Source organism: Pseudomonas triticifolii, from assembly GCF_014358015.1.
In the GTDB taxonomy this organism is placed as follows: Bacteria; Pseudomonadota; Gammaproteobacteria; order Pseudomonadales; family Pseudomonadaceae; genus Aquipseudomonas; species Aquipseudomonas triticifolii.
On sequence record NZ_JACONV010000010.1, the window covers coordinates 148,329 to 160,954 of the forward strand.

Annotated in this window: 9 protein-coding genes and 2 pseudogenes; 3 read left to right on the forward strand and 8 right to left on the reverse strand. The window is 60.8% G+C overall.

Features of this window, described 5'->3' with window-relative positions:
• Positions 1-264: 264 nt before the first annotated feature.
• The 7 genes and pseudogenes from H8S56_RS15270 to H8S56_RS15295 form a co-directional block, all read right to left on the reverse strand.
• On the reverse strand, positions 265-1,881 hold the full coding sequence (locus H8S56_RS15270; RefSeq protein WP_024685156.1) for an EAL domain-containing protein: 1,617 nt from the start codon (positions 1,879-1,881) through the stop codon (positions 265-267).
• A gap of 82 nt (positions 1,882-1,963) precedes the next feature.
• The gene (locus H8S56_RS15275; RefSeq protein ID WP_024685157.1) at positions 1,964-2,743 is read right to left on the reverse strand and encodes an N-acetylmuramoyl-L-alanine amidase; all 780 of its coding nucleotides are present in this window, start codon (positions 2,741-2,743) and stop codon (positions 1,964-1,966) included.
• Between the two features lie 96 nt (positions 2,744-2,839).
• A pseudogene (locus tag H8S56_RS24925) lies at positions 2,840-4,024 on the reverse strand (GGDEF domain-containing protein); the annotation flags it as partial.
• Positions 4,025-4,366: 342 nt separating this feature from the next.
• Positions 4,367-4,912 (reverse strand): annotated as a pseudogene (locus H8S56_RS24930) (hypothetical protein); the annotation flags it as partial.
• A complete protein-coding gene (locus H8S56_RS15285; RefSeq protein ID WP_024685159.1) occupies positions 4,909-5,784 on the reverse strand; it encodes an endonuclease/exonuclease/phosphatase family protein in 876 nt (291 codons plus the stop codon). The gene H8S56_RS15285 and the pseudogene H8S56_RS24930, both read right to left, overlap by 4 nt.
• Before the next feature lie 9 nt (positions 5,785-5,793).
• The gene (locus tag H8S56_RS15290; RefSeq protein ID WP_024685160.1) at positions 5,794-6,438 is read right to left on the reverse strand and encodes a thiol:disulfide interchange protein DsbA/DsbL; all 645 of its coding nucleotides are present in this window, start codon (positions 6,436-6,438) and stop codon (positions 5,794-5,796) included.
• 169 nt (positions 6,439-6,607) lie between these two features.
• On the reverse strand, positions 6,608-7,222 hold the full coding sequence (locus H8S56_RS15295; protein WP_187519096.1) for a c-type cytochrome: 615 nt from the start codon (positions 7,220-7,222) through the stop codon (positions 6,608-6,610).
• Between the two features lie 351 nt (positions 7,223-7,573).
• Between H8S56_RS15295 and yihA the strand changes: the two genes are divergently transcribed.
• Positions 7,574-8,209, forward strand: a complete 636-nt coding sequence (gene yihA / locus H8S56_RS15300) for a ribosome biogenesis GTP-binding protein YihA/YsxC (protein ID WP_024685162.1) — start codon at positions 7,574-7,576, stop codon at positions 8,207-8,209.
• A 240-nt stretch (positions 8,210-8,449) separates the two neighbouring features.
• Here yihA and polA read toward each other — a convergent pair whose 3' ends face one another.
• On the reverse strand, positions 8,450-11,215 hold the full coding sequence (gene polA, locus H8S56_RS15305; RefSeq protein WP_187519097.1) for a DNA polymerase I: 2,766 nt from the start codon (positions 11,213-11,215) through the stop codon (positions 8,450-8,452).
• A 74-nt stretch (positions 11,216-11,289) separates the two neighbouring features.
• Between polA and H8S56_RS15310 the strand changes: the two genes are divergently transcribed.
• Positions 11,290-11,577, forward strand: coding sequence for a DUF2782 domain-containing protein (locus H8S56_RS15310; RefSeq protein ID WP_024685164.1), 288 nt, complete (start codon positions 11,290-11,292; stop codon positions 11,575-11,577).
• A 34-nt stretch (positions 11,578-11,611) separates the two neighbouring features.
• Positions 11,612-12,562 (forward strand): homoserine kinase, encoded by a 951-nt coding sequence (locus H8S56_RS15315; protein ID WP_024685165.1) that lies wholly within the window; start codon positions 11,612-11,614, stop codon positions 12,560-12,562.
• Positions 12,563-12,626: the final 64 nt, after the last annotated feature.

The following is a 12,626-nucleotide window of genomic DNA, read 5'->3' on the forward strand; positions in this document are numbered from 1 at the left end:
TCATCTGCTGAAGCAACACACTGTTTTGTGGGAGGCGCCACCACGTCTTCGACGTAGCGCTGTCGCGCAGCAAACACCGGGCGTCGTGGGAGCGGACTTGTCCGCGAATGCAGTGTTTCAGCCACCGCATATGCGTCGGATGTACCGGCCTTTTCGCGGACAAGTCCGCTCCCACAAAATCCAGTTTCTTCAGTGACTTATGGGTTGTTTGATAAGAGTTGGCCTGTCGGTGAGCCCGTCCACGTGCGCTTCAGGCTCCTGCACTCAGGCCACGTCATCCTTGCGTCTGGATGCGTGACGTCGACCGCCGGTCACCTGCTCGGCGAATTTCACCGCACTGAGCGGCCGGGCGAACAGCCAGCCCTGGCCATAGATAACACCCTCGCTCCTGAGCAGCGCAGCCTGTGATTCGAACTCGATCCCTTCGGCAATGACCTTCAGGTGCAGCGCATGCGCCATACGAATGATATGCGGCGCGACGCCACTGCTGGCCGCGTCGTAGCCAAGCGCATCCACAAACGCCTTGTCGATTTTCAGGCAATCCACCGGCAGGGTCTGCAGGTACGCCAGACTGCAATAGCCGGTGCCAAAGTCATCGATCAACACCTGATGTCCTCGATCACGCAGCATTTGCAAGTGATTGCGCGCCATCACCACATCAATCAAGCCTCGCTCGGTCACCTCAAACGCGATCTGCCGCGCCGCCACCCCGTGCAGCGCCAGAAGCCTGGCCGTTACGCGCCCGATGCGCGCTGACATGACGTCGCAGGCCGCCAGGTTGATCGAGATATATAAATGCGGATTGGCTCGCAGCAACGGGCCCAACTGCTCCAGCGACTGCCTGAGCACAAAATCGGTGATCTGCCGGATCTGCCCGGTGCTTTCCGCCATCGGTATAAACAGGTCGGGGCTGGTCAGCGTGCCGTCCGGCCGGTGCCAGCGCACCAGCGCTTCAGCGCCGACACACAGCCGCGTCTCAAGGTTGAAGATCGGCTGATACAGCACCTTCAGCTCGTTACGTCGCAGGGCGGCCTTCAGCTCGGCTCCCAGCGATGTGCGTTGATGCAGCAACTGAAACGTCAGCGCGCCGATGCACAACGACGCCAACAGGCTGGCGGGCACCAGCAGCCACCAGGCGCCGGTGATTTTTTCGAGCAACCCGTTGCGGGGTGTGATCAATACCAACTGATACTCGGGGCTCTGCGTGGCCATGCGGTAGATCAACTGCGCGGGCGTGGTCAACAGCGGCTCGTTACCCTCGACCCACCGGCCTGAAACCGGCCACGCCTGCGCAGGGCCTAAAACCGGTATGGCGCGAGCCCCGCTATCCAGCACCACCAGCAGGCTGCCACCCGCGGGAAGATCCACAACATCCGTCAGGTGTCCTCGCGAAGTCGAAACCCTGAAGTCACCACGGCCCAATACTAGCGCCGCCAGGTTATCGTCGGGCTGGGCCGAGGTGTTGAGCCAGTAATCATAAGTAGGGCCGCGTATATCAGGCGTCCGGGTCTGAACTTGCGGCCTTTTCGGGGCCCAGCTGGAGCAGGTGCGCGAATCGCCAACAAAAGTCGCCTCGTAAATGAAGCGATGACCGGCAATGACTTCTCGCAGACGGCTGACCATTTCCGGGCTGCAGCGGCGCAGGGGTTGATGCTCGAGCTGATCCAGCCCGGCCCTCAATTGACCGAACAACTGTTCCAGCCTGACCAGAAAACGCTCGCCCTGCGCATTCATCTGCAGGCTCTCGTTCTGCCGCGCCTGGTGCACTGCCAGCGCGAAGCTGCCCAGCAGCAGCACGGCTGCGCTCAACAAGGTGGTCAGCAAAACCAGCAACCAGGGGCGGGATAAAAGGGTGTGACGACGCGTTGGTGCAGTAAGCATCTGAGGATACTCTCTGGGAGTACCCATCAGTTATAGCAACTGGTGCGCAGATAGCTCGCCGGATAAACCGGCGGCCTTGCACTCAGTTGGCTTGGTTGAGCACCTGCAGGATGGCGGCGCTTTGCGCGTCAGGCTCGCCGTCGAAACGCTCAGGGCGGTAATGCATCTGGAAAGCGGTCAGGACCTGTCGTGTAGCAACGTCCAGCTCGCCAGTCTGAGGCGTTGTGTAGCCCAGGCGTGCCAGTTGTTGCTGGAACCAGCCGATGCTTGGCAGGTTATTCATCAGCGCTGCCTGACGCTGCGCCACCAGCCGCTCGTCCGGCCAGATGCCAAGCCCCTCGGCAGCCAGACGTTTCCACGGGAACAGCGGCCCCGGATCGAGCTTGCGTGAAGGTGCTATGTCGCTGTGCCCGATGATGTGTCTGGGATCGATCTTGTTACGCTGGACGATGTCTTTGAGCAGCACCTTGATCGACTGATACTGCGCTTCGGTGTACGGATACCACAGGCGGCCTGTCGGGGTTTCGGTATAACCCGGATTCACGATCTCAATCCCGATGGAGCTGGAGTTGAGCCAGGTCCTGCCGTCCCACTCACTTTCACCCGCGTGCCAGGCGCGAGCGCTTTCATCGACCAGTTTGTAGATGGTTGCCGGATCATCATCACCGATCAGGTAATGACTGCTGACCTCGCCATGGGTGAGCAACTGCAGGGATCGCTCAAGCGACGTCGAGGTGTAGTGCATCACAACGTACTGGATACGACCGTCGAAATTGGCCGAGGGATGGCTGGTGTCGAGCCTGGGGCCGCTGGAGCAGGCGGTCAGGACCAGCAGAAGGAAGGCAGAGAAATACAGCTTCATGAGATCAGACTACGTCCACGGGAAATGCAACATCATAACAAAAGACACAGAAATAGCTCATGTGGCGCGTAGCCCGTTCAGGTCCGGATGTGCAGGTTAGCCCTGTTCGACCTTGTTGCGACCGTTTTCCTTGGCCCGATACAAGGCCTGATCGGCACGCTTGATCGCCACGTCACTGCGCTCGCCAGTGCGCAATGCCGTCACGCCCATGGAGACGGTGATGGTGACGCGCTCGCCCTTGAAATGAAACGGGCACAGCTCGACGGCCTGACGTAAATCCTCCAGCAGCACCAGGCCCGCCGTCACAGGTGTGGCAGGCAACAGCACGACAAACTCCTCACCCCCGAAGCGCGCCAGAAAGTCACCGGGGCGCAGGCGCTTTTTCAGCACACTGGCGACGATTTTCAGCACTTTGTCGCCTGCCAGATGCCCGTAGCCGTCGTTGATGCGCTTGAAATGATCCAGATCCAGAATGCCGACCAGCAGGCTGTTCTTGCGCTGCTGCCACAGGCCGATCTCCTGTTCGAGCCGTTCGCCCCACGCCGCGCGATTCGGCAACCCGGTCAGCGGGTCGAGCAGCGCCTTCTGCCGTTGCTCTTCCAGATGGGTCCGAAAGCCCAGCGCTTCCTGCTCCATGCTCGCCACACGGGCGGCCAGGCCTTGCAGCCGTGACGCGACCTCCTGCTCACGCTCGTCCCGCGAACGCTGGTAATGGTCCATAGTGCTGAGCAGGCCTTCCAGACGGTTATCCAGCACTTGCTTGAGGCTGGGCAGATCGGAGGCGTCCTGCACGCTGCTTTGCAGCCCGCCGACCTGTTCACGCAACTGCTCGTTGAGGACACGCGCCGTGGAGCGGTTTTCAGCGTGATCCTCGCTGGCGGCCTGCAGATGACTCTGAAAGGACTCAAGCCGCTCGTTCAATTGCTTGAGGTAGATGCCGAATTCCTGCTGCCCGCCATTGTTGATGGCGAGCATCAGGACTGCCAGATCATCGAGGATCGGCAAGAGTTCGTACCAGTTCAGCCCGTGCTTGAGGCGTAACTGCATCGCTTCGACCTGAGGCCGGTAATGCTCGGACAAGGTCAGGTCAGCAAGCAGGCCCAGCAGCGTTTCTTCGATATGCGCGGCCACCGAACTGTAGCTGGGCTCAGGCGCCGAGGGCAGGGCATAGCCTTCCTCGCCCTCCGGGCCGTCTTCTGCTTCGATTTCGTCAGTGTCATCCGACGACTCGACCACCGGACTGGCAGGCTGTTGCTGATAGGGGACCGTTGGTGTCGGCGTCACCAGGCCCTCAATCGGCGTCTCGCTGCGCACAGGCGCCGAAACCAGCGCAGCCAGTGGCGCGGGCGGCATATCGACCGGCAACGGTGTGGGTTCAGCCACCTGAGCGACTGGCGCATGAACTTCAGGCGTTGATTGCGGCGTTTCAACCGGGGCAATGACAGCGGCTTGTGGGGAAGATTCGGCAGCCGGATCGACGAGCCTCGCAGGCTCAGCAGCAGGAATTGCCGTGGCGGTTTTTTCCTCGTGCTCGTCAGGCTCGGAGCGCGACTCGGCCTGCTGTGGATGAGGGGCAACAGCCTGTGGCTCGGAAGGAGCATCAGGGCGCGTTGCGTCAGGTTGAGGATGACCCTCGCCATGCTCATCACGAGAGCCGAACAGGCGCTCCAGCAATCCGGGACGATGGCCTTCGTCGGCTTTCTCCAGAAGCGTCAGAGCCTTGCCCTGCAATCCGCTCAGCTCACTGAGTAGCAACGGCAGTTCGCGGGCCTGGGAAGCGCGCTCTTCAAGCCCCTTGGCAAAGCGCTTGAGCGGTTTGCGCACCTCGCGTGGCAGATCCAGCGCCTGCAGTTGCGTGACCAGTGCAGTCAACGCTGCACTGATTTGCCCGACCCGTACCTCACGACGATGCTCGGAATCCAGCACCGCCTTTTCGAGACGGGGAATCAGCGCCGCCAGCCCGGCATCCATGTCGTCCTTGCGCACGATTTCGCGCATTTCCTTCATGCATTCATCGACGGCCCGGTCCGAGCCTTCTGCCGCCAGGCTGCTGCGCACCAGGCCCCGACGCAGCAGGTCGAGCCGCGCATCCCAGCGCTTTTCGAGCTTATCCTGCTGTTCGATTCCCTTGAGGTACTTCTCTTTCCAACGCTCCGCGTCGTCGCTCATGCAAGGCTTCCACCAGAAGGCACAGGCAACGAGTCCCCACACAGTGACGCAGGCAGGCGAATCTCGACAGCAACCGGCAGGTGATCGGAAATGGGCTGGGCCAGTACCTGCACGCGTTCGAGTGTCAGGGTCGGGCTGAGCAGAATGTGATCAAGGCAGCGTTGCGGCCGCCAGCTGGGGAACGTCGCTTCGATCTGCGGCGCGAGCAGGCCCAGGTCGCGCAGCGGCGAATGCTCCAGCAGATCATTGGCATGGGTGTTCATGTCGCCCATCAACACCTGATGACGATAGCCGCCGATCAGTTCACGGATGTAGGCCAGTTGCCGGGTTCGGGTACGCGTGCCCAGTGCCAGGTGCATCATGACCACCACCAGCGCGTCATCCCCTTCGCCGAAGCGAACCAGAATCGCACCACGCCCCGCAGGGCCGGGCAATGGATGATCTTCGATCTTGGCCGGGCGCAGACGGCTCAGTACGCCATTGCTGTGCTGAGCAAAGCGACCGAGGTTGCGATTTAGTTGTTGATACCAATACGGAAAACCACCCAGCTGGGCGAGGTGCTCGACCTGATTGACGAAGCCTGAGCGCATGCTGCCGCCATCGACTTCCTGCAGAGCGACCAGATCGAAGTCGTGAAGCAGCTCACCGATCTTCTTCAGGTTACTCGCGCGCCCCACATGCGGCAGCAGATGCTGCCAGCTGCGAGTCAGGTAGTGCCGGTACCGCTCAGTGCTGATACCGACCTGGATATTGAAACTGAGCAGCCGCAGCCTGCCGTCTTCCGGCAAACCGGTTTGCGTCAGATGATGTTCGTTGACCCGCGGATCATGCAGGCCAACGACTCGTTCTGTGCCCTTGCCCCAGCGGCCCATGAGCGGCGCTTACTTCGCGGCCTTGGCAGCCGCTCGCTCTTTGGCGATCAACTGGTCGGCAACCTGCAGGGCCGCCTCCGGACCACCGGCAGAGCCGAGGTCGAAGCGATACTTGCCGTTGACGATCATGGTCGGAACACCGGTCACTTCATACTTCTTGGCCAGTTCCTTGTACTGCGTGATCTTGCCCTTCACGGCGAAGGAGTCGAACGTGCTCAGGAATTTTTCCTTGTCGACACCTTGAGTGGCGACGAAGTCAGCCATGTCGTTCTTGTCGGTCAGACGCTTGCCACCTTTCTGAATCGCCTCGAACACAGCGGCGTGGACCTTGTGCTCTACGCCCAGGGTGTCCAGGGTGATGAACAGCTGACCATGGGCATCCCATGGGCCACCGAACATGGCTGGAATACGCACGAAGTTGACGTCAGATGGCAGTTTTTCAACCCATGGGTTGATGGTCGGCTCAAACGCGTAGCAGTGCGGGCAGCCATACCAGAACAGTTCCACGACTTCGATCTTGCCGGGTTGTGCAACCGGCACAGCGCTGCTCAGCTCGACGTATTGCTTGCCTGCCTGAATAGGCTCGGCAGCTTGAGCGGACATACCGAACAGACTGGCGGCAACCAGCGCGGCGCTGATGATCAGATTACGCATGCTTTACTCCTGGGCAGATTGAGTCGCCTTCAAGCGACGGTGTTTTCGACCGAACGCGAAGGCTTGAGTTCGTTAGTGTAACGCTGGCAACCGCAAAAAAGGGCAGGCACGTGGCCCTTTTTGAAGGCGGCGTGAAGCAGGTCATACCCAGAGCTGCAATTTCCACGTTTCAGTGAAGACCCTGAATGTAGTGCGCCAGCGCCTCAATATCCTGTGTGCTCAGCCTCGCAGCAATGGCACGCATTACCCTGGTGTCGCCGTCATTGGTCCGATCACCTTCACGGAATGCCATCAGCTGCTTCTTGATGTAATCGGCATGCTGGCCGCCAAGATGAGGAAAACCTGCCTGGATATTGCCGGTGCCATCAGGCGAGTGACAGCCGGTACAGGCAGGCAGACCCTGATCCAGCCTGCCGCCCCGGAACAATGCCTCGCCCTTCGCCACCAGATCCGGTGACGCTGCGCCGATACTGCCTTGCTGCCCCGCATAGAACGCGGAGATGTCGGCGAGGTCCTGATCATTGAGGTTATTGAGCAGGCCGGTCATTTCCACGACCACGCGCTTGCCGTCCTTGATCTCGCGCAGTTGCTTGAGCAGGTAGCGCTCACCCTGGCCTGCCAGTTTGGGGAAGCCGGGAACCAGGCTGTTGCCGTCCGGGCCATGACAGGCGCCGCACACGGCGGTCTTTGCCTGTCCGGCGGTGGCGTTGCCCGCCGGGTCGGCAGCCTGGGAGGAGGCGCATAGGCCCAGCGCCAGCAGCAAACTCACGAGGAATGTGTTCATCAGGTCATCCGATCAGCCAAGGGGGTAAAAAGTCGCGTAGCCCATGACTGGCGCGTCCGGAAGGACAGTCGGCAAATGCTGGCCACTGCTGTCCCTGCACATTCCACACAGCGCAGCGGCATCGCCTTTGATCCTGTGACAACGGCCCTAAAGCCCGATGACTCAGCAAAAACCTTTCAGGTTGAAAGCGGACTGCGTTCTAATGCGCATATTGATCTCGCTCGACTGTGCAGGCTCCCATCAGGAGACGAAAGCACACACAAAAGTTGCGGCATTATATACTCGCGCTACCCAAACGGAAACGACACCCTTGCCACACGCCTTGCGGGCAGGGCCTTCACCGGAAATCACATGCAACTCAAAAACCCCATCCTCGGTCTGTGCCAACAGGCCACCTTCATGCTCAGCGCCGCCAAGGTCGACCAATGCCCCGACGACGAAGGGTTTGAAGTCGCGTTTGCCGGTCGTTCCAACGCGGGCAAGTCCAGCGCACTGAACACCCTGACCCACGCCAGCCTGGCGCGTACATCCAAGACGCCGGGACGCACCCAGTTGCTGAACTTCTTTGGCCTGGACGAGGATCGCCGTCTGGTCGACCTGCCGGGCTACGGCTACGCCAAGGTGCCGATCCCGCTCAAACAGCACTGGCAGCGTCACCTGGAAGCCTACCTGGGCAGCCGCGAAAGCCTGAAGGGTCTGATCCTGATGATGGACATCCGCCATCCAATGACCGACTTCGACCTGCTCATGCTGGACTGGGCCGTGGCGAGCAAGATGCCGATGCACATTCTGCTGACCAAGGCCGACAAACTGACCTACGGCGCAGCCAAGAACACACTGCTCAAGGTTCAGTCGGACATCCGCAAGGGCTGGGGTGAGGCCGTCACCATTCAGCTGTTCTCGGCACCCAAGCGCATGGGCCTGGAAGAAGCCTACACCGTGCTGGCCGACTGGATGGAACTGGAAGACAAGGCGCCTGCCGAGTAAATCGCAGGCAAAAAAAACCCCGGACTTCGTATGGGGAGGGGGAAGTTCGGGGTCTAAGGCCGGACCTTAGGGTGAGATCCGGATATCTGCCAACACTTAACACAACATAGGAGCATGACTGGCTTGTCAGCCAATCGTGTGTTCTGACTCCTGTCTGGACGGTTAAGTTCCAGCGATGAAGAAAAGTTCACATTTCCTACAACGTTTGGCGAAATTGATGACAACTTCGCCACTACGTCATCAGTGCGCCTCGTCCCAGTTGTTGCCCACACCGACTTCCACCAGCAGCGGCACCGCCAATGCTGCGGCGCTGCTCATGTGCGGGCGAATCTGGGTGCTGATCTGATCCACCAGGTCTTCACGCACCTCCAGCACCAGTTCGTCGTGCACCTGAAGGATGACCCGCGCGTCCAGCCCGGATTCGTCCAGCCAGCCGTTCACGGCAATCATCGCTTTCTTGATGATATCGGCCGCCGTGCCCTGCATCGGCGCGTTGATCGCCATACGCTCTGCGCCTTTGCGCAGTGAAGGGTTCTTGGCATTGATGTCAGGCAGGTACAGGCGACGACCGAAAATGGTTTCGACGAAGCCCTGTTCCGCCGCCTGAGCCCGCGTGCGCTCCATGTATTGGAGCACGCCTGGGTAACGCGCGAAGTAGCGATCCACGTAAGCCTGCGACTGCTTGCGGTCGACGCCAATCTGCTTGGCCAGACCGAAGGCGCTCATGCCGTAGATCAGACCGAAGTTGATCGCCTTGGCACTGCGACGCATGTCGTTGGTGACATTCTCCAGTTCGACGCCAAACACCTCGGCTGCCGTGGCCCGGTGCACGTCCAGGTCGTTGCGGAAGGCGTGCAGCAAGCCTTCATCCTGCGCCAGATGCGCCATGATCCGCAGCTCGATCTGTGAATAGTCGGCCGCCAGCAGCTTGTAGCCCTTGGGCGCGACGAACGCCTGCCGGATACGACGGCCTTCAGCGGTACGAATCGGGATGTTCTGCAGGTTCGGATCGCTGGACGACAGACGCCCGGTCACGGCCACCGCCTGATGATAGGAGGTGTGAATACGGCCGGTGCGCGGGTTGATCTGTTCAGGCAGGCGGTCGGTGTAGGTGCTCTTGAGCTTGCTCATGGAGCGGTATTGCATCAGCACCTTGGGCAGCGGGAAATCCTGCTCGGCCAGTTCGGCGAGCACCGCTTCGGCCGTGGACGGCTGACCCGTCGCCGTCTTGCTGATGATCGGCATGCCCAGTTTTTCATAAAGAATCACGCCCAACTGCTTGGGCGAGCCCAGGTTGAACTCCTCACCGGCGATGGCGAAGGCCTCGCGCTCCAGCGCCGTCATCTTGTCGCCCAACTCCACGCTCTGGATACCCAACAGGTTGGCATCCACCAGCGCGCCCTGACGCTCGATGCGCGCCAGCACCGGCACCAGCGGCATCTCGATGTCGTTCAATACGGGCTGCAGCGTCGGAATCGCAGCCAGCCGGGCCTGGAAGACTTCGTGCAGGCGCAGGGTCAGATCAGCCTCTTCGGCGGCATAACTACCCGCCTGCTCAATGGCGATCTGATCAAATGTCAGTTGCTTGGCACCTTTGCCCGCGATGTCCTGGAAGTTGATCGGGGTGTGCGTGAGGTACTTGGCCACCAGGCTGTCGCGGTCATGGCGAGTGGCGGTGGAGTCCAGCACGTAGGACTCCAGGATCGTGTCAAACTTGACGCCTTGCAGGTCGATGCCCTGAGTCTGGTCACCACCCAGCGCACAGTTGGCGAGCAGATTGATCGCAAACTTGGCGTGCTGACCGACCTTGATCTTGTTCGGGTCCTCAAGCAGCGGCTTGAGCGCCTTGAGCACGGTGTCGCGATCCAGTTGCTGCGGCACGCCCATGTAGGAATGAGTCAGCGGGATGTACGCCGCTTCGTGGGTCTGGATGGCAAATGACAGGCCGACCAATTGCGCGCGCTGCGCGTCGGTGCCGTTGCTCTGGGTGACGATGGCGAACAGTGGCGCAGCGTCCAGCTTCTTGAGCCAGGCGTCGAATTGCGCCTGCTCCAGAATCACCTCGTAGGCGGCTTCCCTGGCCACCACCGGCTCTTCTTCAACCGCCAGCTCCTGCCCGGCGCGCTTGGCATCACGTTGCAGGTCCTCAATCCAGCTCTTGAACTCAAGCTCGGCGTACAGCTCCATCAACGCGTCGCGATCTGGCTCGCCGCAATGCAACTGGTCCAGCTCGATGTCCAGCGGCACATCGATCTTGATGGTGGCCAGCTCGTAGGACAGGAACGCCATGGCGCGATGTTCTTCAAGCTTGGCGGGCAGTGTCTTGGCACCACGGATCGGCAGGGCCGCGACCGCGTCAAGGTTGCCATACAGCTCCTTCAGCCCGCCGCCCACGCCGACCAGCAGGCCGACGGCCGTTTTCTCGCCCACGCCGGGAACGCCCGGAATGTTGTCGACCTTGTCGCCCATCAGCGCGAGGTAGTCGATAATGTGCTCAGGACCGACACCGAATTTCTCTTTTACGCCAGCCACGTCCAGCACGCTGCCCGTCATGGTGTTGACCAGCGTAATGTGGCCGTCGACCAGTTGCGCCATGTCCTTGTCGCCGGTGGAGATGATCACAGGACGATCAGCCGCCGCACTGCTGCGCGCCAGCGTGCCGATCACGTCGTCTGCCTCTACGCCTTCAACGCACAACAGCGGATAGCCCAGGCCTTTGACGCAGGCGTGCAACAGATCGACCTGCACGCGCAGGTCGTCCGGCATGCTCGGGCGATTGGCCTTGTAGTCGGCGTACAACGTGTCACGAAACGTGCCGCCTTTGGCATCGAACACTACGGCAAACGGGCTGTCCGGGTACTGCCGACGCAGGCTCTTGAGCATGTTCAGCACGCCTTTGACAGCGCCGGTCGGCAGCCCTTTGGATGTGGCCAGCGGAGGCAGTGCGTGAAAGGCGCGATAGAGGTAAGAAGAACCGTCCACCAGGACGAGGGGTGCTTGGCTCATGAGCAGAATCAACCTTTTCGGCGGGGTCGGCGCTAGAATGCGAGGACCATTGACGACAAAGGGACAAGGTTATCATGCGCAAGGCAAATCGACTGTTGTTGACCGGCTTGTTGGCACTCTGCCCTTTGGTCGCGATGAGCGCTGAAGATTCGCCCTCGGCGGCCCCGGATGTCACGATCCGCACCGACGGTGACAAGACCATTCAGGAGTACCGCCAGAACGGCTTTCTTTATGCGGTGAAGATCACCCCCAAGCATGGCAAACCCTATTTCCTGGTGCGCGCCGATGGTACAAGCCCCAATTTCATTCGTTCGGACCAACCGGACATGCTGATCCCGCAGTGGGAAATATTCAGCTGGTAACACCTTACATTCACTTATTGCTGGCAGTCCTGATATGTCCGTTTTTACCCCACTGGCTCGGCCCGAGCTGGAAACATTCCTTGCGCCCTATGGGCTCGGCCGTCTGCGTGACTTTCAAGGCATTGCCGCCGGTAGCGAAAACACCAACTACTTCATCAGCCTGGAGCAGGGTGAGTTCGTACTGACGCTGGTCGAGCGCGGACCGGTGCAGGAGATGCCGTTCTTCATCGAACTGCTGGACGTGCTGCACGATGCCGACCTGCCGGTGCCTTATGCGTTGCGCACCACCGACGGCCAGGCATTGCGCGAGCTGGCGGGCAAGCCAGCGCTCCTGCAGCCGCGCCTGCCGGGCAAGCACATCAGCCAGCCGAACACGCAGCATTGCGCACAGATCGGTGAGTTGCTGGCCAACCTGCACCTCGCGACACGCGATCACGTGCTGGAACGCAAGACCGACCGCGGCCTGGACTGGATGCTGAGCGAGGGCCGCAACTTCCTGTCGCACCTGGGCGAAGAGCAGAAAGCACTGCTGGACACATCGCTGCAGGAAATCGAAGACCTCAAGTCGCAGATCCTGGCGCTGCCACGCGCCAACCTGCACGCAGACATGTTTCGCGACAACGTGCTGTTCGAAGGCACGCACCTGACCGGGCTGATCGACTTCTACAATGCCTGCTCGGGGCCGATGCTCTACGACCTGGCCATTGCGCTGAACGACTGGTGCTCACGCGAAGACGGCCAGATTGACCCGGTACGCGCTCGCGCCATGCTGGGTGCCTACGCCGCCCTGCGGCCGTTCAATGCGGCGGAGGCCAGGCTCTGGTCAACGATGCTGCGTGTGGGCTGTGTGCGTTTCTGGCTGTCACGTTTGATCGCGGCAGAAACCTTCGCCGGGCAGGACGTGCTGATCCACGACCCCGCAGAGTTCGAACAGCGCCTGGCACAGCGGCAGGAAACGTCCATACCGCTGCCGTTTGCGTTGTAAACGATCGCTCACTGTGGGAGGCGGCTTGCCGGCGATGCGGTTGCTGAAGCGACACATCGGTGAC